Origin of the sequence: Nonomuraea sp. NPDC052265 (assembly GCF_044547985.1) — a bacterium.
Classification (GTDB): domain Bacteria; phylum Actinomycetota; class Actinomycetes; order Streptosporangiales; family Streptosporangiaceae; genus Nonomuraea.
Window position 1 is genome coordinate 52101 of the sequence record NZ_JBIUBJ010000026.1, and the last position, 26415, is coordinate 78515.

Consider the following 26415-nt stretch of genomic DNA (forward strand, 5'->3'; position numbering starts at 1 on the left):
TGTGATGCCTGATGACCCACCGCCATCCCTACCCGCACACTGATCTCCAGGAGGTCGCTCACCGCAACACCACCGCCGCTCAACTCCTGGCGGCGCTCACCCAAGACCCCCTACCCCTGCTCCCCGTCTGGGCGCACGTGATCGCCGCCCTCGACGACATCGAAACCCTGATCGACGAGATCACCGGCCTCCGTGCCGAACTGGCACTCATCCGCCATCAGCGGGCCAACCTGCTGGCCGCCATCCGCGCCACCCTCGCGGCGCACCACGACGGCGACGACGACCCCCTGTACTACGTACGCGACGAGCTACATGCCCAGACGTCCGGCGAGGGACGATGAACAGGCACCGCACAACGCGCCACGAGATGCGCCGCAACGCACGCCGCATGCGTCGTTACGGCGTCCAGCCGGTGGCCATGATCGATGACCTGGAGCTGGCACCTCTGGCGATCGCCGGCATCACCCGTCTGGCCTGGCGGTACCGCTCCGAACTCGCGCCGTTCAGCCTGGCCACGACCGTCCTGCTGGCGGGCGTGATCCTGCGGCGCTGGTGCCCGGAGTGGTGGCCGGCCGTGATCGTCTGCACGGTCACGGCGGCTACCGCACTTGCCGTCTGGGGGCGATGGGTGAACCTACCCCGCCCCGTCGAACGCGGCTATGCCGCCACCGCCACGGCGTTCGCCGGAACGTGGCTGACTTTGGCAGCCTGCTTCGGACCGTTCATGGCTCCTCTGCCCGCCACGCTCGGCATCGGCACACTCGTGCTGGCCATGCCCTGGTGGGCGCACCGTCGCAGACGTGCCCGCGTCCGCGTCGAACGCACCTTGGCCGCCTGGCCGGACATCGCCAAGGCCGTCGGATTGGCCGGTTCCCGTGTCCAGTCGGCCATGGTCGACCTGTGGGGCTACCGATTCCGCCTCGGGCTGGGGATCGGCCAGACAGTCGAAGACGCGGTCAACGCCGTCCCTCGCCTGGAATCGGCACTCGGCACCACACGCGGTGGCATCCGCGTCCAACCGGTAGCAAGCAAGAAGGCCAACCGCGCCGACGTCCGAGTGATCGAGACCGACCCGCACGCCGACGCCATCGCCTGGCCCGGCCCGTCCATCACCTCGATCACCCAACCCGTCAAGCTGGGCCTCTTCGAGGACGGCACACCGGTCCGCGTCCCCCTCCTGCGACGGCACGGGCTGTTCGCCGGCATGTCAGGGGCAGGCAAGTCCGGAGGGGTGAACGTCCTGCTCGGCGAGCTGACCGCCTGCCAGGACGTGATCCTGTGGGCGATCGACCTCAAGCGCGGTATGGAGCTACAGCCCTGGGCATCGTGCATCGACCGGTTGGCCACCACCCCGCAGGAAGCAGAGGCTCTGCTAGCGGACGCCGTGGTCATCCTCGACGGACGCGCCGACGACCTCACCAGATGCGGCGAACGTGTCTGGGAGCCTTCCGCCGACCGGCCCGCTCTGCTCATCGTCATCGACGAGTATGCCGAGCTGGCCAGCGAGGCACCACGAGCCATCGGCCACGCCGACTCGATCGCCAGACGAGGCCGCGCCCCGGCGGTCAACCTGATCGCCGCCACACAACGCCCCTCCAAGGACGCCATGGGCAAGAGCGCGGTCCGCTCCCAGATGGATGTCCGGCTGTGCTTCCGGGTCCGGGAACCGCGCGACGGAGATCTCATCCTGGGACAAGGCATGGTGAAAGCCGGTTGGCACGCCCACAAGCTCGACGCCCCTGGCAAGTTCCTCGTCAGCTCCCCGGAACACGACATCCCCCGCCGAGCCCGCTCCTACCTCCTCGACGACGACGGGGTACAAGCCACTGCCGAACGGCACGCCCAACATCGCCCGCCCCTGGATGAGGTGTCGGCCCAAGCCCTGCAAGAGGCGGCTGAAAGACCCGCTGCACCACTTGAGTCTGCCTTCCGACCATCACCTCGGCACGCACGTGACAGCGCGGCACGAAGAGCCGAAGAGGCGCTGACAGCATCATTGCGACAGGCCCCGCGCAACGGAGCCAGCATCGGCGACCTTATGCGCGAAACCGGCATGCGCCGCACGTGGGTCTACCAACGCCTCCAAGACCTGAGTCGTGCAGACCAGGTCGAACAGGTCTCACGAGGACGCTGGCGGGCCCTCTCCGAAGATGACGGCTCGTAATCGTCCGCGTCCGCCGTCCGCGTCCGTCCGCGCGTCTGCGCGTGTAGAGAGCGTGACGGACGCGGACGGACGAACAGACGGACGATCACAATCCGTAACTTCTGACAAGCGCCAGCTCCGAAGAAATGAGAGGAGGGATGCCATATGCAGGCATACACGGTCGAACAAGTCGCGGAGATGCTGAGCATCGGGCGCGACAAGGTCTATTTCCTTCTCCGCACTGGCCAACTCAAGAGCATCAAGATCGGAAAACTCCGTCGGATCACCGATCGGCACCTTGCCGATTTCGTATCTTCCCTCGAAGTGATAGACGAGGCGTAGAACAGCGTGCTACACGTTCTACAGAGCCGGTTGTGCGGCACTCGCCGCACAACCGGGAGAGCGCCTCTTGATAACTGCATGACACGAAAGGAAGCCGTCAATGACGAGCGACCGAACAACCCTGCCTCCCGTACGGGTGGACACGGAACTGAAAGACCGTCTCCGCAGGTACGCCGAGTCGCAGGAGCGAGATGTGTCGTGGGTGATCAGGAAGGCGATCGAGGAGTACCTCAACCGTCACGAGAAGGGGTGATCCCTTGGCCAAGATCCTGATCGGCAAGTACGAAGCGACCATCTACCCCGAGGGAGAGGGCTACACAGGAGCCATCTCCCTCGGGTTCGGCCCGGACGGCAGACGCCAGCGCCTCAAGCGGAAGGCCAAGACCAAGACAGCGGTCAAGGACAAGCTGATCAAAGCGGTCAAAGACCTTGAGGCAGGCGTCAGCGCATCGGAGACCTACACCGTGCGCGATGCCGTCAACGACTGGCTCACCAAAGGTCTCAAGGGCCGATCCGAGAACACCGTAAGTAAGCTCCGCATCCTCGCTGAAACGCACGTCATCCCGAACCTAGGGAAGATCAAGCTCAAGCAGCTACGTGCCGATCACGTGGACGCGTGGCTGGACCAACTCGCCGAAGAACTAGCCACTACCACCTTGCGCGAGATCCACGGCGTATTGAAGCGAGCCATCCGGCAAGCTCAAGCCCGCGACATGGTGCTCAGGAACGTAGCCGAGCTGGTCACCACGCCCAAGGGCACGAACGGACGCCCCAGCAAAGCGCTCAACCGACAGCAAGCGGAGGCCGTACTCAAGGCCGCCGAGTTCTCCGAATTCCACGCTTACGTGGTGCTGAGCCTCACGACGGGCATCCGTACCGAAGAAGCCCGCGCACTGCGATGGGATCACGTCGTGGCCTGGATCCCGAGTCTTAGGCAGTGGCATCCAGTCACCGAGGCCGGCTTCAAGCACAAGAAGTTCGCCATCTACGTGTGGCGAGCCGACCGAGTAGGAGGAGACACCAAGACCCGCAAGTCACGCCGAACGCTGGAACTGCCCACCATGGCAGCTCAAGCACTCAAGCAGCACCACACCCGCCAAGCCGCCCAAAAGCTCAAGGCCGGCGAGGCATGGCAAGATCACAACCTGCTCTTCTGCACGAGCGTCGGCACCCCGCTCGACGCATCGAACGTACGGCGGGCATTCCGCAGGATCACCAATCGAGCGGGACTCGGCACCACCTGGAGTCCCAGAGAACTCCGTCACTCATTCGTCTCCATCATGAGTGACCAGGGCGTACCGATCGAGACCATCGCCGATCTCGTCGGACACGCCGGCACCAGCGTCACAGAGGCGGTCTACCGGCACCAGCTACGGCCGGTGATCACCAAAGGTGCCCAGACGATGAACACCATCTTCGGCGACAGCCGACACGGGTAGAGAGTCCGAGTGAGATGGCTCCCCGATTGGCTCCCATCGACTTCCAGACATGAGAAAAGGGCCTCTGGATTGCTCCAAAGACCCTTCTCACCTGCAACTTCCTGGTGGAGATGAGGGGATTCGAACCCCTGACCCCTTCGATGCGAACGAAGTGCGCTACCGGACTGCGCTACATCCCCAAGGACTCGACCAGATTAGCAAACTCCCAGGGGTCCTCGCGCCAACCTTTCAGTCCCCCACGGCCCGCCTGGGCGGTTCGGCGTACTGGTCGAACAGGACGTCGGTGTGCAGAGCAGTCAGGTCGATGACCTCGGCCTCCACCTCTGCCTCCGCCCGGCGGCGCTCACGTGCCCGTCGTAGCCGCTCAGAGCGCGCCTGGAGAGCCCGTGCGCGCCGTTCCCGGTCCACCTGCACGGCGATCCGCAAAAAGGCCATGTACGCCAGCATGACAACCCCGGACGGCGCCACGCCCCACCACGGGATCATCTCGACCCCGGCCGTGACGACGGAGGCCAGCACGAGCAACGCGGTGAAGAACAACAACCGCCGGCGGCGCGCTACGATGATCGCCCTACGCCGCAGTCGGAACTGCCGGACATCGACCTTCTCGACCTCGGGTGCGTCCTCGTCGCCGATGGTGGCGTCGAGATTGTCCAGGTCGGGCAGGGCGTGCTCGCCGGTGTAGTGCTCTTCGAGCTCGGCGAGCTCCTGGAGGTTCGTCTTGTCCCGGCGCAACCACATCGGAATCAGGACGCACAGCCACATCACGACGATGGCGACATAGAGGAAGGCGCTGCTCACGACCACCTCCGGGCAGCACGAAAGCGCGTCTGTGCTCGTCGCGCCTTCATTGTGCTCACGTCACGCACCGTAAGACCGTGTGTCACTGATTGACGAGCATTCGGTGCGGTGTGTCGCGAGATCGTCAAACCTCTTCGACCGGAGATCCGCCGCGAGCGGCCGACTCACGGGCTCGACGCCACTGTACGAGCAGGCCGCCGGGGACGTCCTCGACGGTCATCGCGTAGCAGATGTGGTCGCGCCAGGCCCCGTCGATGTGGAGTTGGCGACGCCGAATGCCTTCTTCCCTGAACCCGAGCTTCTCCACCACCCTACGGCTGGCCTGGTTCTCAGGACGGATGTTCGCTTCTAGCCGATGCAATCCGGTGGTGAAAAAGCAATGATCGACGGCCAGGGCCAGGGCGGTGGGGATGATGGCCCGCCCGGCCAGCGCGCCGTCCACCCAGTAACCGACCTGGGCAGAACGGGCAGATCCCCACACGATGGCCCCCACGGTGAGCTGCCCCGCGAAGCGGCCGTCATAGGTGACCACCCACGGCAGCGCCAGCCCCTGTCTCGCCTCGCGGCGCAGCGTGCCGACCATGGAGATGTACGGGCCGAGCCCTGTTCTGAACAGCGGGGTCTCGGGGTTGCTCGGTTCCCAGGGACGCAGCCAGTCGGCGTTGCGCAACCTGGTCTCGCGCCAAACGCGTACGTCGCTCAGCCGCAGCGGCCGAAGGCCCACCGGGCCTTCGTTCAGGGTCGCCGGCCAGCCACGAAGTCGATCCACGCCTCTCATCATCCCCCCATCGGGCTCGATGTCGCCACGGATCATCGGGTGGCAGACCGAAACCTGGTCAGCGGGGGTGGTCGCCACCCCTGATCTGCTCGACCGCGTGCCGCAGAACGGGCGCGAGCACGGCCACCCCATCCCGGACGCCACCGGACGAGCCAGGCAGATTCACGATCAACGTGTCACCCGCCTGACCGGCCACCCCCCGGGACAGAACCGACGTGGGCACCTTGTCGCGATTCGCCAGGCGAATGGCCTCCGCAATACCGGGAATTTCCCTGGTGATCACGCGGGCGGTCATCTCCGGCGTCAGGTCGAGGGGCGTGAGCCCGGTGCCGCCGGTGGTCACGATCACGTCGTAACCCTGCGCGACGCCGTCCCGCAGGGCCGTCTCGACGGCGTCGCCGTCGGGCACCAGCACCGGCCCCGAAACCTCGCAGCCGGCGTCGGACGCCAGCAGCTCGGCCAGCAACGGCCCTGACTTGTCGGCATATATCCCCGCGGAGGCGCGGTTCGACACGGTCACCACGAGCGCCCGGATCACGTGGCTTCCCTGGTCCACAGACCGGTCTTCCCGCCCACCTTCTCCTCCACCCGGACGTCGGTGATCACCGCGGCCGGATCGACCGCCTTGACCATGTCGATCAGTGCCAGCGCGGCCACCGTGACGGCGGTCAGCGCCTCCATCTCGACCCCGGTGCGGTCGGCCGTCCGCACCCGGCAGGTGATCGCCACCCCCCAGTCCTCGACGTCGAGCACGACCTTCACACCGTGCAACGCGATCGGATGGCAGAGCGGAATGAGGTCGGGCGTGCGTTTCGCCCCCATGATCCCGGCGATGCGCGCCACCCCGAGCGCGTCGCCCTTGGGCACCTCGCCCGACCGCAGCAGCGCCACGACCTCGGACGACAGCAGCACCCGCCCGGTCGCCGTCGCGGTACGGGCGGAGACGTCCTTGGCCGAGACGTCGACCATGCGCGCCGCGCCCGTCTCGTCGAGATGCGTGAACTCGCTCACAGCCGGATCACCTCCACGGCGGCCCCGTCGGGCACCTCGGTCACGTCCTCCGGCACCACGATCAGCGCGTTCGCCGAGGCCAGGGCCGCGAGCTGGTGGGAGCCCTGGCGGTGGACCGGCGCCACCGTGCCGTCGGAGGCCAGCACGCCGCGCAGGAACGAGCGCCGGCCCGACGGCGAGCGCAGCGCCCCGGTGACGCGGGCGGTCACCGTCGCCGTGCCGGTGGGCAGGCCGCGCATCTTGTCGAGCGCGGGACGGACGAACAGCATGAACGACACGAAGGACGACACCGGGTTGCCCGGCAGGGCGAAGATCGGCACCCGGTCGTCGCCCAGGACGCCGAATCCCTGGGGCATGCCGGGCTGCATCGCGACCTTCTCGAACCGGACCGTGCCGAGCGGCGACAGCGCCTCCTTGACGGGCTCGTACGCCCCCATGGAGACACCGCCGCTGGTGATGATCGCATCGGCGCGCATCAGGTGGGTGTCGAGCTGGTCGAGCAGCACGGCGGGATCGTCGCCGACGGACCCCGCGCGGAACCCCTCGGCGCCAGCCTCGCGCACCGCGGCCGTCAGGGTGAAGCTGTTGGAATCCCAGATCTGCCCGCGACCCAGCGGCGTGCCCGGCTCGACCAGCTCGGCGCCGGTCGAGATGACGACGACGCGCGGCTGCGGACGCACCCACACACGCCGCCGCCCCACACCGGCGATGATCCCGAGCTGGGCCGGCCCGATCACCGTGCCGGCCTTGAGCACCACCTCGCCCGCCTGGACGTCCTCGCCCGCCCGGCGAATCGCGTTTCCAACCGGGACGTCACGATTTATCAGGACAGAGACCGTGCCTCCGTCCGTCCACTCCACCGGCACGACGGAGTCCGCCCCGGCGGGCATGGGCGCCCCGGTCATGATCCGTACGGCGTGCCCCGGGCCCACCGCCCGCAGTTCGTCGGACCCGGCGGCGACGTCGTCGATCACCGGCAGCGTGCCGGGGACGTCCTCGGCCCTGACCGCGTAGCCGTCCATCGCGGAGTTGTCGAACGGCGGCAGCGGCACCGGCGAGGACACGTCCTCGGCCAGCGTCGTGCCTAGCGCCCGCTCCAGCTCCAGCTCCAGAGGAGCCAGCGGACGCACGGTGGCCAGGATCTCGGCCAGGTGCGCGTCAACCGATCTCATCGAGGAACTCCCGCAGCCACGGCACGAACTCCGGCGCGAGATCCTCACGATCCGCGGCGAACTTCACCACTGTCCGCAGATAGTCGAGCTTGTCACCGGTGTCGTACCGCCGACCGCGGAACAGCACGCCGTGCACGGGCCCGCCCTCTTCGGAGCCGCGGCCGGCCAGCGTGCGCAGCGCGTCGGTGAGCTGGATCTCGTTGCCGCGCCCCGGCGGCGTGCTCTCCAGAACCTCGAAAACGGCGGGATCGAGCACATATCGCCCGATGACCGCCCACGTGGAGGGCGCCTCGTTCACCGACGGCTTCTCCACCAGGTCGGTCACCCGCACGACGTCGTCCTCGACGGTGCCGGCGATGGTGGCGACGCCGTAGAGCGAGACCTGCTCCCTCGGCACCTCCATCAGCGCGACGACGCTCCCGCCGAAAGTGTTCCGCACCTCGATCATGCGCTGGAGCAGGCGGTCGCGATAGTCGATCAGGTCGTCACCGAGCAGGCACGCGAACGGGTGGTCGCCGACGTGATGCTTGGCGCACAGCACCGCGTGCCCGAGCCCCTTCGGCTCGCCCTGCCGCACGTAGTGCAGCGTGGCGAGCGAGGCGGGCTCGCGGACCTGGGACAACCGTTGCTCGTCGCCCTTGGCCTCCAGGGCCTCCTCCAGCTCGAACGCGCGGTCGAAGTGGTCTTCGATGGACCGCTTGTTCTTGCCGGTGACCATGAGGACGTCGAGGAGCCCGGCGGAGGCCGCCTCCTCGACGACATACTGGATCGCGGGCTTGTCGACGATGGGCAACATCTCCTTGGGTGTCGCCTTGGTCGCCGGGAGGAACCGGGTGCCCAGACCCGCGGCGGGCACGACGGCTTTCGTCACAGGGTCGAAGTCAGCCATGAGTAGACCCTAGTGGAGGTACCTGTGGACAAGCTGAACCTGCGTCGCCAACTGCTCGCGGCGCGCACCTCTTTGTCCTCCGAACAACTACGGGCGAACGCCACCAAGGTTCGCGAGACGCTGCTCGAACAGCCGTGGGTCCAGATGGCCGGTCTGGTGGCCTGCTACTGGTCGGCGGGGTCCGAGCCGGAGACGCACGGTCTCGTGTTCGCTCTGTGGAAACACGGCGCGACGGTGATCCTTCCGGTGTTGAAACAGGACAATGACCTCGATTGGGCGGTCTACGACGGCCCGGACACGCTCGCCCCTGGGCGCTTCGGCATCATGGAACCGGTCGACACGCGCCGCGGCGTCGACGCCGTCCGCACGGCCGCACTGGTGATCGTGCCCGCCCTCGCGGTCGACCGCCGCACGGGGGTGCGCCTCGGACGCGGCGGCGGCTCGTACGACCGCGCGCTGGCCAGGGTGGGGCCCAACGTCCCCACGGTGGCCCTGCTGCACGACGGCGAGCTGATCGACGACGTGCCCGCGGAGCCGCACGACCACCGGGTCCGTTTTGCGATGACGCCGCGAGGACTCACTAGGCTTATGTGACCGAAGGGACGAGAGGGGGCTGGATGACGCTTGATGTCTGGCTCCTGATCGGCGCCGGAATCGTCATCGCGGCCATCGCGTCCGTACGGGTCGCACATCGCAGCGGTCTGCCCAGTCTTCTCCTGTTCCTGGCGCTCGGTCTGGTCCTGGGGGCCTCGGGGTTCGGCGCCAAGCTCGAAAGCCCGCAGGCCGTCCAGCAGATCGGCCTGATCGCGCTGGCGGTGATCCTGGCCGAGGGCGGTCTGACCACGACCTGGTCGCACGTCCGCAAATCGGTGCCTCTCGCCCTGCTCCTGGCCACCGTCGGCGTGACGGTGAGCATCGTGGTCGTGGCGCTGGCCGTCCAAGGGCTGCTCGGCCTGGATCCGACCGCGGCGCTGGTCCTCGGCGCCGTGCTGGCCTCGACGGACGCGGCCGCCGTCTTCTCTGTTCTTCGCAGGTTGCCGCTTCCGTCCCGGTTGGCGGGCGTTCTGGAGGCGGAGTCCGGTTTCAACGACGCGCCCACGGTCATCGCCGTCGTGTTGCTCAGCGGGGCGTCGCAGCGGCCGGCGTCCGTCGGGACGTTCCTGCTGGAAACCGCCATCGAGCTGGTCATCGGCGCGGCCGTGGGCCTCGCGGTCGGGCCTGCGGGCGCGTACGCGCTGCGCCGCGTCGCCCTGCCCGCCTCCGGCCTCTACCCGATCGCCGTGCTGGCCCTCACCTTCGTCTCGTACGGCGGCGCGGTGCTGCTGCACGGCTCCGGCTTCCTGGCCGTCTACCTCACCGCCCTCGTCCTGGGCAATTCACGCCTGCCGCACCGCGCCGCGACCAGGGGGTTCGCCGAGGGCGCGGCCTGGCTGGCACAGATCGGCCTCTTCGTCATGCTGGGGCTCCTGGCCACGCCCAAAGAGCTGCCGTCGGCCATCGTGCCGGGCGTGATCGCCGGGTCCGTGCTGGTGATGGTGGCCCGTCCGCTGTCGGTGCTGGCCAGCTCCACGGTGGCCCGCGTCCTGCGGCTGGACCGGGTGAGCTGGCGCGAGCAGGCGTTCCTGTCGTGGGCGGGCCTGCGCGGCGCGATCCCCATCGTGCTGGCGACCATCCCGTGGGCGTCCGGCGTGCAGGGGTCGAAGGAGATCTTCAACCAGGTCTTCGTGATCGTGATCGTCTTCACGCTGTTGCAGGGGCCCACCCTGCCGTACGCGGCCCGCCTGCTCGGGGTGAGCGCGCCGGGCGAGGCGCACGACCTGGAGGTGGAGTCCGCGCCTCTGGAGGAGCTCAAGGCGGACCTGCTCCAGGTCAAGGTGCCCATCGGCTCGCTCCTGCACGGCGTGGAGATCTTCGAGCTCCGCCTGCCCGCCGGGGCGGCCGTGACGCTGGTGGTCCGCGACGGCAAATCGTTCGTGCCGGACAACAGCACCCGCGTCCGGGCCGACGACCAGCTCCTGCTGGTCACCACGGCCGCCTGCCGTGACCAGGTCGAACGCCGCCTGCGCGCCGTGAGCCGCAGCGGCAAGCTGGCCGGCTGGTACGGAGAGCGGGGGTTGGAATAGGTGTTTGGCCCAATCGGTTAGCATTAGCAGTCGCATCGCTCGAGTGCCAGAACGTATAAGGAGGAGCGCGTGCCGACCTACCAGTACGCCTGCAACGACTGCGGTGAGCAGCTCGAAGTCGTTCAGAAGTTCACCGACGATGCGCTGACGGTGTGCCCCAACTGCGAGGGCAACCTGCGGAAGGTGTTCTCCGCCGTCGGCATCGTGTTCAAGGGCTCGGGCTTCTACCGCACGGACAACCGCTCGTCGTCCTCGCCCTCCTCCGCCTCTTCGACCACCCCGTCGAAGCCGGCCGAGAGCAAGTCGAGCGAGTCGTCGTCCTCGTCGTCGTCCACCCCGGCGCCGGCGCCCGCGGCGGCCTCCAACTAGGCACGTCACCCCGCCCGCACGGGCGGGGGCCTTCGTCATCGAGGCCGGTCGGCGTTCGCGCCGAGCAGTTCCGGCGCGATGCGATCGACGAGCCGCTCCAGCTGTGGATCGGGCCCCCAGTCGGCCACGAGCCTGCTCAGCCCCTCGCGTGAGCAGCGCACGAGCCCCAGGGCCGCCCGATCTCCCTTCGGCGTGAGCCGCAGCCGTTCGCCGTCCCCGGAACGCTCCGCCAGCCCCTCGTCCACCAGGCGGTCGACGTGGGGCCTGCCGCGTTCCCTGGTGACCTTGGCGCACCGGGCCAGTTCGTCCGCCCCGACCCAGCCCTTGCCGTTGAGCCTGGCGAGCACCCACACGCCTTGCGGCGGTACGCCGCTCAGCCCGGCCAGCGCCCCGAGCCTTTCGTAGTAGCCCCTGCGCAGGTCGGCGTCGGCGAGCCGCACGAGCCCCCGCTCGACCTCCTCCAGCGACGACCGCTCGGCCGACGTGGCGCCCAGCCCCTCGCCCAGGTCCGCCGCCTTGGTGGTCTCCCTGAGCCGCGTCTGCGGGATGAACCAGCTCAGCACGAACGCGCCGAACATCACCGGCGCGGCCACCCGGAAGACGGTGGCGACGGCGTCGGCGTACACATGGAGGAACTGACCGGCCAGCGCGGGCGGCAGCCGCTGGATGACGGTCGGGTCCCGCTGGATCCTCGACGGGTCGAACCCCGCCGGCAACCGGGCCCTGGTCAGCACCTCCCGCAGGTCGCCGTTGAGCGTGCCGGTGAAGACCGCCCCCAGCGTGGCGACCCCGAACGACCCGCCGATCGAGCGGAAGAACGTCGCCCCCGACGTGGCCACGCCCAGGTCCTTGAAGTCGACGGCGTTCTGCACGACGATCACCAGCACCTGCATGGTCATCCCCAGCCCGACGCCGAGCACCAGCAGGTAGCCGCCCATCGTCAGCAGGCTGCTGCGATCGCTCAGCCCGGACAGCAGGAACAGCCCGATCGTCGCCACCGCTGTGCCCGCGATGGGCAGGAAGCGGTATTTGCCGGTCTTCGAGATCACCAGCCCGCTGGTGATGGACAACGTGAGCATCCCGGCCATCATCGGCAGCAGGTACACCCCTGACAACGTGGGACTCACCCCGTGAACCACCTGAAGGAACAACGGCAGGTACGTGAGCGCCCCGAACATCGCGAACCCCACCACGAACCCCACCGCGGACGACATCGCGAACGCCCGCACCCCGAACAGCCCCAGGGGCAGCACCGGCTCGGCGGCCCGCCGCTCGACGGCCACCCACCCCGCGACCAGCGCCACGGCGGCCAGGGCCAGCCCGGCGATGACCGGGCTGATCCAGGGATAGGTCGTGCCGCCCCAGGTCGTGATGAGCACCAGGCACGAGGTCGCGCCGCCGAGCAGCACCACCCCGGCGTAGTCGATGCGATGGCTGGTGCGTGTGTCGTCGCCGGGCAGTGCGGCCGCGATCACGCCCAGGGCGATCGCGCCCAGGGGGAGGTTGACGTAGAACACCCAGTGCCAGGACAGGTGGTCGACGAACAGCCCGCCGAGCAACGGCCCCACGATGCTGCTGACGGCGAACACGGCGCCGAAGAAGCCCTGGTAGCGCCCTCGTTCGCGGGCCGAGACCACGTCGCCCACGATCGCCTGCGCGAGCACCATCAGCCCGCCGCCGCCCAGCCCCTGGATCGACCGGAACCCGATCAGCTCCCCCATGTTCCGGCTCAGCCCGCAAAGGGCCGATCCGAGGAGGAAGATGATGATCGCGGTGATGAAGAGCTTTTTGCGGCCGTACTGGTCGCCCAGTTTGCCCCAGAGCGGCGTGGAGACGGTCGAGGCGAGCATGTAGCCCGTCACCACCCACGAGAGCTGCTCCAGCCCGCCCAGGTCGCTCACGATCGTCGGCAGGGCCGTGGAGACGATCGTCTGGTCGAGCGAGGCCAGCAGCATCCCGAGCATCAGCGCGAGGATGATGAGGCCCAGCCCTTTTCGCCGCATGCGGCGATCCTACTCTTCGTACTGGTGTGCGTACGCTCCGCATTCGAGTTATCCACAGAACCACGTTCGGCGTTCCCGGGGCCCTCGGCCGTCCGGCTAACCTCGGCGCCATGGTCACTCGCGCAGACATCGGCGTCCTCGGCGGCTCGGGCTTCTACTCCCTCCTCGACGACGCCGAGGAGATCGAGCTCTCCACCCCCTACGGGCCGCCCAGCGACGTCGTCACGGTCGGCCGCATCGGCTCGCGTTCGGTGGCGTTCATCCCCCGGCACGGCCGCGATCATCGTTTCCCGCCCCACCGCATCCCCTACCGCGCCAACCTGTGGGCGCTGCGCTCGCTCGGCGTGACCCAGGTGCTCGCCCCCAGCGCCGTCGGTTCGCTCAAGGTGGAGTACGGCCCGGGCGCCATCGTCGTGCCCGACCAGATCGTCGACCGCACCTCGGGCAGGCCGCAGACCTATTACGACGCCTCGGGGGCCGTCCACGTCTCCTTCGCCGACCCCTACTGCCCGTCCGGCAGGGCCGCCGCCGTGGCCACGGCCCGCTCCACCGGCTGGGGCGACGTCGTCGACGGCGGCACGCTGGTGGTCATCGAGGGTCCCCGTTTCTCCAGCCGGGCCGAGTCCCGGTGGTTCGCGGCCAACGGCTGGTCGATCGTGGGCATGACCGGCTTCCCCGAGTCGGTGCTGGCCCGCGAGCTGGCCCTGTGCTACACCTCCCTCTCCCTGGTGACCGACCATGACGCCGGGGTCGAGGCCGGTCAGGGCGTGACCCACGACGAGGTGCTGGAGTTCTTCGCCCGCAACGTCACCCGCATGCGCACGCTCATCGCCGAGACCGTCCAGGCCCTGCCCGTCGACCGCACGTGCCCCTGCGGCTCGGCCCTCGACGGCATCAAGCTGCCCTTCGAGCTGCCGTGAGCAGGCAGCCCGCCTGGTTGCGGCCCTGGGCCCGGCGTCGCCGGCTGATCGCGGCGGCGCTGGCCGCGCTCGGCGTCCTGTCAGCTTATGTCGCCCTCCGTCCCGCCGCGGGTCCCGAGGTCCTCGTGGCCGCCCGCAACCTCGGCCCCGGCCTGCTGCGTCCGGGCGATCTCCGTCCGGCGCCGCTCGCCCGTCCGCCCGACGGAGCCGTCCGCTCGTACGCGGCGGGCCGCTACCTCGCCGGGCCCATGCGCCGGGGCGAGCCCCTGACCGACGCCCGCCTGCTCCATCCCGTGCCGCTCCCGCCGGGCACGGTGGCGGCCCCGGTGCGCATCGCCGACCCCGACGCCGTCGCCCTCATCTCCCCCGGCTCCACCATCGGCGTCCTGGCGGCCTGGGAGGGCGGCCGGCCGGCCCAGCTCATCGCCGACGACGTCCGGGTGATCACCATCCCGCCGCCCGCCGACGATTCCCGTACGGGTGGCGCGCTGGTGGTCCTGGCGGCCACTCCGGACCAGGCGGCGCAGCTGGCGGGCGCCCAGATCTCGGGCCGCCTGTCGATAACCTTCAAAACTTAACGCTGGGTAATCGTTCGGCTACGCTTCTCGGCCATGAACGGATTCAGAAAGTTCCTCATGCAGGGCAACGTCCTCGACCTGGCCGTCGCGGTGGTCATCGGGGCGGCCTTCAACTCGATCGTGCAGTCGTTCGTCGCCGATCTCCTTACCCCGCTGATCTCGGCCTTCGGCGGCCTGCCCGACTTCTCGTCGCTGAAGGTCACCGTCGGCGAGTCCAACTTCATGTACGGCAAGTTCCTCAACGCGGTGATCTCGTTCCTGATGATCGCGGCGGTGATCTACTTCCTGGTGGTCAAGCCGTACACGCATTTCAAGGAGCGCGCCGCGGCCCGGATCGAGGCGAAGACCCGCGACTGCCCCGAATGCCTGTCGGAGATCCCGAAGGCCGCCTCCCGCTGCGCCTTCTGCAGCACCGAGGTCGTGCCCGCCTAGAGCTGCGAGTCGATCTTCGGGTCGTACTCCCAGTGCCACGGCTCGAACGGGCTGCTGTAGGCCCAGGCGGGATGGAACCACCCGTACCTCTTGGAGTTCTTCTCCATCCACACGAACTCCGTGGACCGGAACCGCTCCACCCCACCGCACAGGTCCACAGCCAGCCCAAGACCGTGGTTGCTCCGCCCCGGCACGGCCGCGAACCCCGGCCGCCGGTAGTAGACGGACTGCTGCTCGGCCAGGCTCCGGTAGGCGTCCGTCACGCAGATCGCCTTGCCGAACCGCCTCCGGTAGGCCTCGTTGAGGCTGACGAAGGCGATCGTGGCGTCCGCCCGCAGACTGAACCCCTTCTGCTGCAGCGGACAGAGCATGCTCTTGGGGATGAGCCCGTTGGGGAAGTTGTTGGCCGTAGCGGCCTGGAGGGGGTTGCAGCCCAGCGCCGCCCGTCCGACCTTGTCAATCTTGATGCCGAGCTTCACCAGCGCCGCCGTGAGCGACTTGACGATCTTGTCCGAACGCTGCCTGAGCGTGTCGATCTCGGCCGCCATCTGGGCCTCGGCCAGCAGGTTTCCCGCCCGCAGCTCCTGGGCCTCGGCGGCCAGCCGTTCGGCCTCCTTGTAGAGGGTGCTGGTCTGCTCCACGGCCTGCTGCCGTACCGCCACCATCTGGTTGGCGTCCGAGAGCGCCCGCAAGGTGCCGACCCCGGCGTCCCCCGACAGGAACGGCACCACGCCGTCCGCCCCGATGGGCTGCTCGTAGAGCAGCTCCGCCAGCTGCGAGACCGGCTGCCGGACCACCGTGAGCTTACGCTCCAGTTCCTGCAGGCCGTCCAGCTTGGTCTTGAGCTCCTTCTCGGAGGCCGCGATCGTGGCACGCCGCTTCTCCAGGGCCTTGGTGGCGTCCTCAAGCTCCTTGGCCGACCGCTCGGCCTCCTTGCGCAGCTCCGCCAGATTGCTCGGATCCCGTCGCTCCACCTGGGTCCGCGCCTGCGCCGCTGATGGCACGAAGAGAGAAGCCATCGCCATGACGACCGCGATCAGACCCGCTGATCGAGGGGATGGCACGTTCGACTCCTCCGTTTGCACACTCGTTACCCGGGTCAGGCACGCACGTTACTACAGCCCCCCGAGTGTCCGGACCGAACTCCGAAGAGCTGCTATGAGACAAAAAGCGCACTATGTACGGCTCCCCCTCCCCACCAGCAACATCGCCCCTCTACGCTCGACTCCCCATCGAGCCCTGCGCCTCCCGTGACCACTTTGGGGTGGTTTCTCCTTCAGGGCCCGAGATCCAGCCTTACTGCGCAATCTGGGGCTGCCTGCGCGGGCGCTTCGGCGAGGTGCGCGTACTGGACATTTGCATCAGCCGCAATCCTCCTGACCTGCCTTCGCCCGGCCCGTCCCGTCGACGCGGCCAGCGGCGCTTGCAGGTCGGCCACGGCGGGACGACCTCGCCCGCACGCCCACCCTGCTCCCTTGAGCCGACTCCTCCCGTCGTGCGACCTTTCCTCGTCCCTCCATGAGCCTCCGGCGTCCCCTTTGTCGCGAGGACGCGCGACTCCCCGCCGGCGCGGAACCACCCACCACACCTGAACTCTCCGACGGCTCGGGTGTCATGCGGGGAGATACGGTGACCGCTCCCCTACCGCCAGCGCTTCCCCGGCATCACCACCGGCCGCTTCCTTGGCCACAGAACCGCCACCGTCCGCTTCCCCGGCCGCAGACGCCGTGGCCCCCCGTTTCCTGACCGCTGAAGCCTCGGCCGTCCGTCTCACGCGGCGGGTAGGCCCCGACGCTGTGCCACCTGGCCCGCCGTCCCTCCCCGCCAGATGCGCACCGCCGCCAGCCGTCACGCCCCCACCCAACCCCTAGGCTCCACGCCCGCCTTGCATCAGCACGCAGAACTGCCATCAAGAGCCGCCGAAGCCGTCACCCGACGTCCCACCCGACAGAGCCTCCCGACAGGGAAGATCCGACTTCAACCAACACCGGCCTCTCCCACCCCCGAGGCGCTGTGACAGAGGACCCATGTCGTGGGAGTGGCCCGTCGGCCGACTAGGCGACGTCGCCCACCACGAGCACACCCAGCCCATCCCCCGCCCACCGCCACCATCACAACCCCGACAGCCAGCTATAGCGGGCATTCTGCGCCGCCTCCTGCTCACGCTCCCGGCACATGTCCCACAGCCAGGTGTCCTCCCACTCCCCCGCACACCCGGGCGAAGGCTGCGAAGGCGCAGGCCCGTACGGCTCCTCCTCGACCACCGGATCAGGCGCAGGCTCCGGCACCGCGGACCGTACCTCCACGGCCCCAGACGCCTCAGAAACCTTCCGCACAGGAGCCGGAATCACCCCTTGGTACCGCCGATCGGGATGCGCCGGCGCGGGCATCCACACGGGCTCGAACGCCAACCGCACCGCCCGCCGCTCCGCCATCCCCACCGGCCCACCAACCCCCTCAAACCCCCGCATCTCCCCCGCCAGCAGCCCGCCGGCAAGAATCGCAGGAGCCAGCAACGCCCCGAACAACACAACGGGCCGCCTACGAGCTTGCGTGGATCGCCTCGTGGTCACAGACAGACGCTATCCACGCACGAAGCGCAAGAATCTGACCGCTTGTCATGCCTTTACCGCAGCTCAGAGCACCCATAACCAACGTCACCAAACTCACCCCGGCCCGGAGGCCCACGCACTGTCCAACTTTCGCTAGGCTTACGAGAGTCCGCCTCCGTAGCTCAGGGGATAGAGCACCGCTCTCCTAAAGCGGGTGCCGCAGGTTCGAATCCTGCCGGGGGCACTCACCTAGATCGGTATTTATAGCCACTGACCTGCGGTTTCACAACCGCAGGTCTTTTGTTTGCGGACCTTGATAGGCAGTCGACGGTGTCCGCGTGCAGCCGTAAGACCGTGATCAGGGGATATGCTCGGGATGATCTTGAAGGCGTTTCCCCAGCTCAGGCCCCAATTTGCCGCCATCTCAACCTCCGGTACCCGCTACAACCGCCCGGACACTGGACCAACGCCACGGATGATCGTGCCAAATACCTGCCTAACCCTTACTGGACGTGCACGCTCACTCGCCGAGCACGCGTCCCCACGCCGGGGACAACCGTGGCCACCAGAGCCCAGCGGGCTGCGACCAGCCCATATGAGAGCCACGGTGTTCACTCCTACGGCGTGAACACCAAACGCTCCTCGCTCGCCAGAGGAAACTCACCGCAATCTCGACGCTGCCCCGACAGGTCTGGCTCTCCCTTAGCTCCGGCTCGGTCGAAGGGCGCGTCAACCGCTCGCGTCATCTGTGGACTCTGATGCCAAGCCGGGCCATGCTGGCCCACGGCTTGTCGGCAGATATCGACTGGCTGGTTCCGTGATGAACCTGAACAATCGCTACCGTGATGGGCATCTCCGGCTTCGAGCCAACCTTTCTCGTCGGGCTCGAAGCCATCTGCGAGGAACATGGACCTGGCCTGGCCGCGCTTGGTGGCCGGCGTCTGACGGGGTTCGCGCTCGTGCGCTTCGTCGAGGACGGGGACTGGTTCGCCGACTGCCCCGTCGTCCTGCACTTCGACGGCATCCAGGCGGAGATCTGCCACTGGAAGCTCGATGAGCTATCGATCGGCTGGAACACCATCGACACCACGGCCGCGATCAGCGGCTGGGAATACCTTGAGCAGACGCCAGCCTGGTCCGACACCGACGAGCGCCTCCAGCCGTTCGTCGGCCAGGAACTCCACGAGGTTGCTCTGCTTGAGTGGCGGCCATCATCACGTCACGACCTGGCGGACGGCACCCTCGCTGTGGAGTTCATCTTCGACACCGGTCGTTTCCACATCGCCAACGCTCTTGATGAGAACAGCATCGATATCGGCGAAGCTCATCCGAATTTCGCGCGACATCGGCTGGACCGGTGCACGCAACCCAACTAGAGATCGGCCTCCAGTTGATCTCCTTGATCGGTAACGGTGCACCTCAGCCGGGGCGCTGATCTGCCGGGACGGAAGCCAGCGACGGTGGGAACGTCGGCGAACCGGCCGAGCAGCCGTTCCACGGCTGCCTTGCCGTTGCAAACCGCGGGTCTGCCTCGCCCTGCCGCGCCGGCGCGACGCCGACCGAGCGCGGCGAAGAAGCGCTCACGGGATCTGTCCGGCAGGCGCAACCCGTACGCCTTCAACGGCCTCACCCCAGGACCACCGATCCAGTTAGAATCGTCGACCTGAAGGTACGCCGACGAGACCGGCTCGGCGGAGTCCTCCACGAATACTCACATGCCGCTTGAGCTGCGTGGATGACGTCTTCGGCAGGCGCAATGTGCCAAGAACTGCAGGTCACCGTATGAATCGAGCATTCGAGCCCTACGCCGGATCGGGGCGCCTTGACCAGGGCCGCGAGCGGCCGGCAGGGTGAGCGGCCGGTAAATGGATGGCGGACCATGACGGCCTGTCCTTACACTCGGCCTCATGTCTGTGCCCCGAATTTCCTAGCCAGGACACCCGGTTCCACGCCACCCGTGTGTCCTCTAGCAAATCCGGAGTGCAGTTCCATGCTTACCCTACGTGGCGTCGACGTCCGTGCGGGCGCCCATCTCCTGCTGTCCGGCGTCACCGCTCACGTCGCCCCCGGCGACCGCGTCGGCCTGGTCGGCCGTAACGGCGCCGGCAAAACGACCCTCTTGAAGACCCTTGCCGGAGTGCTGCCGCCTGCGGCCGGCGAGATCGTCCGTACCGGCCCCGTCGACTACCTGCCGCAGGACCCGGCCGCCGCCGACCCGGCCGTCACCGTCCTCGACCGTGTCCTGTCCGTCCGCGGCCTCGACCAGGCGGCCCGCGACCTGCGGGCCGCCGAGTCCGACCTGGCCGAGCGCGGCGACGAGCGGGCCATGGCCCGCTACGTCCGGGTTGAGGCCGAGTTCCAGGCCCGCGGCGGGTATGCGGCTGAGGGCGAGGCCGCCCGCGTCGCCGCCGGGCTCGGCCTACCCGACCGGGTGCTGAACCGGCCGGTGGGCGACTTGTCAGGCGGGCAGCGCCGCCGCGTGGAACTTGCCCGGGTGCTGTTCGCCGAGCCCGGCGTCCTGCTGCTCGACGAGCCGACGAACCATCTCGACGGCGACTCCATAGCCTGGCTGCGCTCTTTCCTGGCCGGGCATTCCGGAGGCCTGGTCCTCATCACCCATGACACCGGACTGCTGGCCGACGTGGTCAACCGCGTCTGGCACGTTGAGCATGGCGCCCTGGAGACGCGCAACACCGGCTGGCACGCCTACCTCGCCGACCGCGAGGCCGACGACCGTCGCAGGACGCGCCTGCGGTTCACCGCAGAGCGCAAGGCCGCAGCGCTTCATGCCCAGGCCGGCCGCATGCGCTCCAACGTGGCCACTGCGACCCGGGCCAGGGACATGGCCCGGCGCGCGGACCGCATGCTCGCCGAGACTCCCCCGCCCCGCGTCGCCGAGAAGGTCGCCCGCATCCGGCTGCCCGAGCCCGCGCCCAGCGGCCGCACGCCACTCGGCGCGATCAGCCTGGCCAAGTCGTACGGCGGGCGGCCGGTGCTGGCGGGGGTGGACCTGGCCGTCGACCGGGGCAGCCGGCTCGTGGTCCTGGGGCTCAACGGCGCGGGCAAGACCACGCTGCTCAGGCTGCTGGCCGGGTACGAGCGGCCCGACTCGGGACGGGTCGTGCACGGGCACGGGCTGCGGCTGGGCTACTTCGCCCAGGAGCACGACACGCTCGACCCAGCGCACACGGTCGGACAGCACCTGGCCGGCGCCGCCCCGCACCTGAGCGACGGCGAGGCCCGGACGGTGCTGGGGTCGTTCTTGTTCAGCGGCGACGACGTGGACAAGCCCGTCCGGGTGCTGTCGGGTGGGGAGAAGACCCGGCTGGCGCTGGCCGGGCTGGTCAGCTCCCAGGCCAACGTACTGCTGCTGGACGAGCCGACCAACAACCTCGACCCGGCCTCCAAGGCCGAAGTGCTGGCTGCAGTGACCGCGTACCGGGGCGCCGTGGTGATGGTCACGCACGACCAGGAGGCCGTCGCAGCGCTTCGGCCGGACCGAGTGCTGCTGCTGCCCGACGGGGTCGAAGACCTGTGGAACGACGGCTACGCCGATTTGATCGCCCTGGCCTGATCACGCCGGCTCCTCGGTCACGGTTTCGATCGCCATCCTGGGCACCTCGGCTGTGAAGGCGCCGTCCCGCCCGTACACGACCGGGCGGGGCGGCGGTTTCCTGTGGGTGCCGCATATTGTGTCTCCTCATGCGACCTGTGGTGGACGCTGTACGACGCCGCCACAGGACGGGCCATCCACTCCGTACGAGCCCACGCCGGGCTTGGCCGGGCGAGCCTCCACGGCCGAGGAAAGACGTCACCTGTCCGATGTCATTGAATGGCTAGGTGGCGATAGGTGTCGCGCCGATTCACTTTCACCACGTTCGCCCGCGCCAACCTCCACTCACTGCACTAGGGTGTCTGCACCAGCAGCTGTGGAGATTCGCATCGGTGGATGAGGACATGGCGACAATCCATGGACGAAATGGCATTACCGATGAGCTCGTGCCTGCTCTCGTCGGCCTCAAATTGAACGGCGAGCACACGTCGTTCCGCTTCCCCCTCCGCGCGCCATACATCGAGATCGCCGGCGAGCGGGGAGTTGGGAAGACCGCGGTCCTGAAGGCCCTGGAGGCCGGTTACAGCCAGAGTCTGCCCGTGGTCTACGTCGACCTGGACAGACCCGACTTCGGCAGGCCGGGGCTTGGCGCCTATACGCTGCAACCCGTTCCGAACGCGTCCCCGGTCACGGACCTGTTCTATTTCGTGAAACACGAACTTGGCATGCACGTAAAACGCTTCGGCGCCAGGCTGGAATTTCCCCGGCTGATGTACGGGCTGCTGGCCGTCACCGCCTGGACGACCACCTCTCCGGGGGAACTCGCGACGGCCAGGGACCGGCTGCAGAACGCCATCATCCAGCCCAGAAAGGGGCCGGCGTTCGCCGCGACGCTGCTGACGCAGGTGACCGCCGCCGTGGCCGCCGGCGCGGGCGTGCCGGCCCCGCTGGACGGCGTGGTCAAGGCACTCGTCGAGGTCGTGGGAGAGGCGTTGTTCACGCGCGGCGTGCGCCGGGACGTCCTCGACTGGTGGGGGCGGCGGACGGTTGGCGCTCATGGTGATGGGCTGGACCAGTTGTGCTCGCTGGCGATGAACTTCCGCGCTCGTGGGCAGTACCGGAAGGAAGCCGAAGAGCACCTGGCTGCGGCGCTGCTCGACGACGTGGCCGCCCATTACGGATGGTGGCGTGAGAGGGACGGTGCGCCCCGCCCGCTGATGTTGCTCGACAACGCGCACACCCCGTTGGGCAAAACCTTCGTGGACCTCCTGCTACGTGCCCAGTGCACGGCCGCGGAGCAGGGCCGGCCGGGGCGGATGGTCGTGCTCGCTGCCTCGGTCGGACGCACCAGCGACGCTCCTGAGCTCGGTATCGCACCGCCTGCTCTGACGTGGGAGGAGCCGGCGCCCAATCCTCAGGGCTGGCTCGTCCGGTTCCGGCTCGCTCCCTTGACGTTCAACGACATCCAGGCCATGCTGCGTGGATTTCAGCGCGACGACCGCCCGGCCCGGCTGATCGAGCGGATCAGCGGTGGGAACGCCCGTATGGCCGACGCGCTCGCCCAGGCCGCGGCGCGCGCCTCGGCCTCGAAGGACGGGCTCAAGCTGGAGGGACTGCTCGACGTCCGCGTTCAGGAGGGCCGCTCCGACACCACGTGCACGCGCCTGCTCGAAGAGCTGCTGCCGGACCGCCGTGCCCGGCGGCGCCTGATCTTCTACGCGCCGGCCCTGGACGAGGCGGCCGCCGAGCACCTCAGCGTCCGCCATCCCCCGGATGACCTCGACGGACTACGCTTCCAGGACACCAAGCGCCATCTGCGCGACAACTTCTGGTCGCAACCGCACTGGTCCAGGCTGAAGGGCCCTTTCGTCCGCCATCGGGCCCTGCGCACCCTACTCCTCCACCAACTGCGCACCGACGAGAAGACCTGGACCGCCCTGCACGAGGAGTTGCGTTCCTTCTACGCCCCTGAGGGGTTCGCCAGGTCGGCGAGCAAGATGGAGTACCTGCACCACACGCTCGCCCTTGGCGATGTCGCGACCATCAGCCGGGCCATGCACCAGTTGCTCGACGACATGGATGCCGACTCCTGGCTGGAGGCATTGAACATCATCTGCGCCGCCCCGCGGCCGCCGATGAGCCTGCTGGGCAGACCCGCGGCCGAAGAGCCGTGCCCCGGCTGTCTGAGCACCGGGAAGGACGTCCACCACGCCATCGACGTGCTCGTACGGGACCTGTGGTGGCAGTCGGCCCCGCTGTCCGTACCGGACGAAGAGCGCATCCACCGTATCGCGCTGCAACTGTTGCTCCTGGTCGGACACCGGAGGGGACGGGCCCAGTCCGTTTTCGACAGCGTGCGCAGGACGTGGCCGGAGCGGCTGCGCGACTGGCACCAGGCTCCTGATCTGACCATTCCGGCAGGGGAGGAATCATGATCTCGCGGCTACGTCGCCTCTGGGGGAGGCTGCGCCATGGGTGGATGCGCCTCGGGCGGTGGACGCGGAGGGGGCTCTCCGTCGCGGGCGTGCTGCTGGTGGTCGCGGCCATCGGCATACCGTCCACCCGGATCGTGCTGAACATGCTCTACTGCGAGCCCTACGACGTCCACCGCGTCTCGGTGAACGTGGGCGGGCAGGAGCGGGCGGAATGCGTCGGCGTCAGCGGCACGTACGCGTTCGAGCCGCGCTTCGCCGCGATCGCGAAGGCGATGGCCGCGGAGAACGCCTTCGCCACGAAGGGCGGGCCCGGCAGCTACTACACCATCGCCTTCCTCGGCCCGCTGACCCAGCCGGAGCCACGGGTGGTGCACCAACTCGAAGGCGCCGTGGCGGCCCAGTACCGGGCCAACCACGGTCTGGTCGTCGGCCAAACCCCACTGATCAAGCTGGTGCTGGCCAATACCGACAGCATGGAGAGCAGCTGGCAACGAACGACCGAGGAACTGCTGGCCATGGTGAACTCCGACGACCGGCTGGTCGCGGTGGCCGGGCTGGGGCGTAGCACCGCGTCAACCTTGGCGTCGCTCAAGCTACTGGCCACCGAGAACCTGGCCATGGTCAGTGACGCCGTCACCTCCGACACCATCGACCGGACCACGGTGCCCGGCTTCGTCCGGGTGAACCCACGCGTGAGCGAGCAGGTCAGCCTGCTGGCCCAGTACATCGGCACCGCCGGCGGGAAGGGATGGCGCACCGCGGCCCTCATTCACTCCGCCAAGCCTGGTGACCTGTACGCCGACTCGCTGGCGGCCGAGTTCAAGCTGCACATGAAGAAGCAGTGGGACGCGGGCGGCAACGTCGATTATCCGTTCGGCGACCCGCCGGGCAACCAGTGGCAGATCATCATGAGCAACCTCTGCGCCCGGCCACCGGACGTGATCTTCTATGCCGGGCGGGGCAGCGACCTGCACGCCTTCGTCAGCTCGCTGCGGGAGAGCGGCGCGTGCCTGGGACCGGTCGACATCGTGACCGGCTCCGACGCGGTGCGGTTGAGGGCCGAGCAGTTCCCCGAAGGCACCTTCGAGTCGATCTCGATGACGTATGTGCCACTGGCCGAGCCGTTACTGCTCGGGTGCGCGGAGAACCGGTCGTACCAACTGCTGCTGGAGACGTACCGCAAGCTGAAGTTCGACGAGCAGGACCTCGGCACCGGGTGGGGGATCATGGCGCACGACTCGGTGCTCGCCGCCGCGCAGGCGGTGCGGCGGGCGGCCGGCGCCTCGGGCAGGGACGAGGTCACCCCCGGCAGCGTGAGCGGAATCCTTCCCCTGTTCGCGCTGCCCAACACGGCGGTGTCGGGGGCGAGCGGGCCTGTCATGTTCGATTCCAGGACCGGCAACCGGCTGGGGCTGGCACTGCCCGTCCTGCGGTTCCGCCAAGGGGCCCCGCCCGAGGTGCTGAGCGATCCGCGTCGAGCTCAGGACCATCCGTGTCACAGCGCGGTCGAGCCGACGCGCGGCTGATTTCAGGCGCCGAGTACGAGTCTCCGCTCCGGGGACAACCGTGGCCGCCAGAGCCCAGCGGGCTGCGACCAGGCCATGTGAGGGTCACCACCGAAAGAGAGACAGAGCCGTCAACTCTGGACACCCCGTCGGCGGCGAACGCCACAGCGGGCTACCATCGCGACTTCGTCTGCGGTACGGCCTCCAGCGAGCTGGGCGTCGTCGCGCTTCCCGCAGGCATGTACGGCGAACTCACCTCAGACCCAGCCGCGGACCAACTCCGACTCGACGCCTGGGGCAAGGAGCAGACCGGCGGACTCATCCCCACCATGCCCCTCCAACTGACCGACCGCGTGCTTCTTACCCTGGCTATGGCGTTGACCGTGTGCTCCACGTGGCTACGCCCGTTCACCGACGGCATCGACCTGTTCAAGGCCGGCCTGTGGGCCGGCCTTGAGATCCATGTCTTACGCCGCAGCATCCGCATTCTCGACCGCGCCAGAGTCGCCGACGCCCCTGCCGGCCCGCTGACCTTGCTTCGCGTCATGGGTACGGGTGGGATCGACGTCCATCTCGTTCTCAGTGACGATTTGATGAATCCCGGCCACATCCTCAACGTCGGCATCGGCGCACTGGCCGGACGCCACCCAGCCACCCGCGTCAGCCTCCTGCGTGCGGGCAGCCCGGGCCCTGGACTGACCGTTCGACACGTCCGCGACCACGCCCCTGACGACGTACTGAACGTCAGGGTCTCGCGTTTCACCATCACCGCCACGCACGTCCTACTCAATCTGCCCAACCTCGCCGACATGGTAACGGTGACCGACCCGACCCGCGGGCACTTCCCCGGCGCCGAACAGTGGCTGTCCCGGCAGAGGGTGATACCTACCACAGTGGGTAGTCCGCTGCCTTGCTGCTGCTGAAGTCGTCGCACGCTCGGTTCTTCAACGAAGAGATTCGCAGGCTGGCCACGAATCTCGAGAAGACGGCAGAGGACTCCATCTGGGCCAATAGCCTCGACGAAGCAGAACCGCACGGCAGGAAACTCGAGCCGTTGCTCGACCGCTTCAACGATATGGTCGCCCGCGCACTGCCTTCGCTCTACTGAGGTTGAGGGTCAGCGACGGGACAATGAGTCAGACGTCAGCCGACTCGCTCGCCTCTCCCAAGCGATCCGAAGCTGATGTAGCCTCCCCTTCGAGGAAGTCCGAAAGTAGCTCAGCTACCGTCCGGACAGACTCCCGAACGCCTCTTGAGGGCAAGTAGGACGTGGCCCGCTGAAATGCGGGGGAAGGCGGCAGGAAGGTGTGGACTGATCGGCCTGCCAAGCTCTAAGGACAGCAAAGACTCAAGTGGCTTATACCGGACAC

The 26415-nt window shown here is 68.3% G+C and carries 25 protein-coding genes and 2 tRNA genes; 18 read left to right on the forward strand and 9 right to left on the reverse strand.

From position 1 onward, the window contains the following. The first annotated feature begins 11 nt into the window (after window positions 1-11). The 5 genes from ACIHAD_RS42740 (at window position 12) to ACIHAD_RS42760 (ending at window position 3924) form a co-directional block, all read left to right on the forward strand. Window positions 12-341 carry a hypothetical protein gene (locus ACIHAD_RS42740; RefSeq protein WP_397360548.1) on the forward strand — a complete coding sequence of 110 codons (330 nt, stop codon included), beginning with the start codon at window positions 12-14 and terminating at the stop codon, window positions 339-341. After that, window positions 338-2164, forward strand: coding sequence for a cell division protein FtsK (locus tag ACIHAD_RS42745; RefSeq protein WP_397360549.1), 1827 nt, complete (start codon window positions 338-340; stop codon window positions 2162-2164). Before ACIHAD_RS42740 ends, ACIHAD_RS42745 begins: the two co-directional genes overlap by 4 nt. A 144-nt stretch (window positions 2165-2308) precedes the next feature. Next, window positions 2309-2485, forward strand: a complete 177-nt coding sequence (locus ACIHAD_RS42750) for a helix-turn-helix domain-containing protein (protein ID WP_397360550.1) — start codon at window positions 2309-2311, stop codon at window positions 2483-2485. 100 nt (window positions 2486-2585) lie between these two features. Beyond that, window positions 2586-2738, forward strand: coding sequence for a ribbon-helix-helix domain-containing protein (locus ACIHAD_RS42755; protein WP_347624618.1), 153 nt, complete (start codon window positions 2586-2588; stop codon window positions 2736-2738). A gap of 4 nt (window positions 2739-2742) precedes the next feature. Continuing rightward, entirely contained in the window at window positions 2743-3924 is a 1182-nt protein-coding gene (locus tag ACIHAD_RS42760; protein WP_397360551.1) for a tyrosine-type recombinase/integrase, read from the forward strand. Between the two features lie 102 nt (window positions 3925-4026). Here ACIHAD_RS42760 and ACIHAD_RS42765 read toward each other — a convergent pair. The 7 genes from ACIHAD_RS42765 to galU form a co-directional block, all read right to left on the reverse strand. After that, a tRNA-Ala gene (locus ACIHAD_RS42765) sits at window positions 4027-4103 on the reverse strand. 49 nt (window positions 4104-4152) lie between these two features. Continuing rightward, entirely contained in the window at window positions 4153-4725 is a 573-nt protein-coding gene (locus ACIHAD_RS42770; RefSeq protein ID WP_397360552.1) for a hypothetical protein, read from the reverse strand. A 124-nt stretch (window positions 4726-4849) separates the two neighbouring features. Then, window positions 4850-5503 carry a GNAT family N-acetyltransferase gene (locus ACIHAD_RS42775; RefSeq protein WP_397360585.1) on the reverse strand — a complete coding sequence of 218 codons (654 nt, stop codon included), beginning with the start codon at window positions 5501-5503 and terminating at the stop codon, window positions 4850-4852. Window positions 5504-5561: 58 nt separating this feature from the next. Continuing rightward, window positions 5562-6041, reverse strand: coding sequence for a molybdenum cofactor biosynthesis protein B (locus ACIHAD_RS42780; RefSeq protein WP_397360553.1), 480 nt, complete (start codon window positions 6039-6041; stop codon window positions 5562-5564). After that, window positions 6038-6514 (reverse strand): cyclic pyranopterin monophosphate synthase MoaC, encoded by a 477-nt coding sequence (gene moaC / locus ACIHAD_RS42785; protein WP_357696239.1) that lies wholly within the window; start codon window positions 6512-6514, stop codon window positions 6038-6040. The genes ACIHAD_RS42780 and moaC overlap by 4 nt, the downstream gene beginning before the upstream one ends. Further along, entirely contained in the window at window positions 6511-7686 is a 1176-nt protein-coding gene (gene glp / locus ACIHAD_RS42790; protein ID WP_397360554.1) for a gephyrin-like molybdotransferase Glp, read from the reverse strand. Before glp ends, moaC begins: the two co-directional genes overlap by 4 nt. Beyond that, window positions 7673-8575: a UTP--glucose-1-phosphate uridylyltransferase GalU gene (gene galU / locus ACIHAD_RS42795; protein ID WP_397360555.1), complete on the reverse strand. Its 903-nt coding sequence runs from the start codon at window positions 8573-8575 to the stop codon at window positions 7673-7675. Before galU ends, glp begins: the two co-directional genes overlap by 14 nt. Before the next feature lie 24 nt (window positions 8576-8599). Between galU and ACIHAD_RS42800 the strand changes: the two genes are divergently transcribed. From ACIHAD_RS42800 to ACIHAD_RS42810, 3 genes are all read left to right on the forward strand, one after another. Beyond that, window positions 8600-9169, forward strand: coding sequence for a 5-formyltetrahydrofolate cyclo-ligase (locus ACIHAD_RS42800; RefSeq protein WP_397360556.1), 570 nt, complete (start codon window positions 8600-8602; stop codon window positions 9167-9169). 23 nt (window positions 9170-9192) lie between these two features. Continuing rightward, window positions 9193-10698, forward strand: a complete 1506-nt coding sequence (locus tag ACIHAD_RS42805; RefSeq protein ID WP_397360557.1) for a potassium/proton antiporter — start codon at window positions 9193-9195, stop codon at window positions 10696-10698. 69 nt (window positions 10699-10767) lie between these two features. After that, window positions 10768-11067: an FmdB family zinc ribbon protein gene (locus tag ACIHAD_RS42810; RefSeq protein ID WP_397360558.1), complete on the forward strand. Its 300-nt coding sequence runs from the start codon at window positions 10768-10770 to the stop codon at window positions 11065-11067. 35 nt (window positions 11068-11102) lie between these two features. On the opposite strand, the gene ACIHAD_RS42815 is transcribed toward ACIHAD_RS42810, so the two are convergent. Beyond that, window positions 11103-13070: an MFS transporter gene (locus ACIHAD_RS42815; protein ID WP_397360559.1), complete on the reverse strand. Its 1968-nt coding sequence runs from the start codon at window positions 13068-13070 to the stop codon at window positions 11103-11105. Window positions 13071-13180: 110 nt separating this feature from the next. Here ACIHAD_RS42815 and ACIHAD_RS42820 point away from each other — a divergent pair, with 110 nt between their 5' ends. From ACIHAD_RS42820 to mscL, 3 genes are read left to right on the forward strand one after another with little or no spacing between them, the layout of a single operon-like run. After that, window positions 13181-13990 (forward strand): S-methyl-5'-thioadenosine phosphorylase, encoded by an 810-nt coding sequence (locus ACIHAD_RS42820; protein WP_397360560.1) that lies wholly within the window; start codon window positions 13181-13183, stop codon window positions 13988-13990. Further along, window positions 13987-14568 (forward strand): flagellar biosynthesis protein FlgA, encoded by a 582-nt coding sequence (locus tag ACIHAD_RS42825; protein ID WP_397360561.1) that lies wholly within the window; start codon window positions 13987-13989, stop codon window positions 14566-14568. Before ACIHAD_RS42820 ends, ACIHAD_RS42825 begins: the two co-directional genes overlap by 4 nt. Before the next feature lie 33 nt (window positions 14569-14601). Then, window positions 14602-15000, forward strand: a complete 399-nt coding sequence (mscL, locus tag ACIHAD_RS42830) for a large conductance mechanosensitive channel protein MscL (RefSeq protein ID WP_397360562.1) — start codon at window positions 14602-14604, stop codon at window positions 14998-15000. Here the strand turns inward: mscL and ACIHAD_RS42835 are convergent. Next, window positions 14997-16019, reverse strand: coding sequence for a D-alanyl-D-alanine carboxypeptidase family protein (locus ACIHAD_RS42835; RefSeq protein WP_397360563.1), 1023 nt, complete (start codon window positions 16017-16019; stop codon window positions 14997-14999). The two genes, mscL and ACIHAD_RS42835, sit on opposite strands and share 4 nt — an antisense overlap. A gap of 1704 nt (window positions 16020-17723) precedes the next feature. Between ACIHAD_RS42835 and ACIHAD_RS42840 the strand changes: the two genes are divergently transcribed. The 7 genes from ACIHAD_RS42840 to ACIHAD_RS42870 all read left to right on the forward strand — a co-directional run bounded on the left by ACIHAD_RS42840 (window position 17724) and on the right by ACIHAD_RS42870 (window position 26153). Beyond that, window positions 17724-17796: transfer RNA gene (locus ACIHAD_RS42840), tRNA-Arg, on the forward strand. Between the two features lie 598 nt (window positions 17797-18394). Further along, entirely contained in the window at window positions 18395-18928 is a 534-nt protein-coding gene (locus tag ACIHAD_RS42845; protein ID WP_397360564.1) for a hypothetical protein, read from the forward strand. Between the two features lie 614 nt (window positions 18929-19542). After that, window positions 19543-21126, forward strand: a complete 1584-nt coding sequence (locus ACIHAD_RS42850) for an ABC-F family ATP-binding cassette domain-containing protein (protein WP_397360565.1) — start codon at window positions 19543-19545, stop codon at window positions 21124-21126. A gap of 371 nt (window positions 21127-21497) precedes the next feature. Next, window positions 21498-23540 (forward strand): hypothetical protein, encoded by a 2043-nt coding sequence (locus ACIHAD_RS42855; protein WP_397360566.1) that lies wholly within the window; start codon window positions 21498-21500, stop codon window positions 23538-23540. A 44-nt stretch (window positions 23541-23584) separates the two neighbouring features. Next, window positions 23585-25066, forward strand: coding sequence for an ABC transporter substrate-binding protein (locus ACIHAD_RS42860; protein WP_397360567.1), 1482 nt, complete (start codon window positions 23585-23587; stop codon window positions 25064-25066). Between the two features lie 77 nt (window positions 25067-25143). Next, window positions 25144-25968, forward strand: a complete 825-nt coding sequence (locus ACIHAD_RS42865) for a hypothetical protein (protein WP_397360568.1) — start codon at window positions 25144-25146, stop codon at window positions 25966-25968. Then, window positions 25956-26153 (forward strand): hypothetical protein, encoded by a 198-nt coding sequence (locus tag ACIHAD_RS42870; RefSeq protein WP_397360569.1) that lies wholly within the window; start codon window positions 25956-25958, stop codon window positions 26151-26153. The genes ACIHAD_RS42865 and ACIHAD_RS42870 overlap by 13 nt, the downstream gene beginning before the upstream one ends. The last annotated feature ends 262 nt before the right edge of the window (window positions 26154-26415 follow it).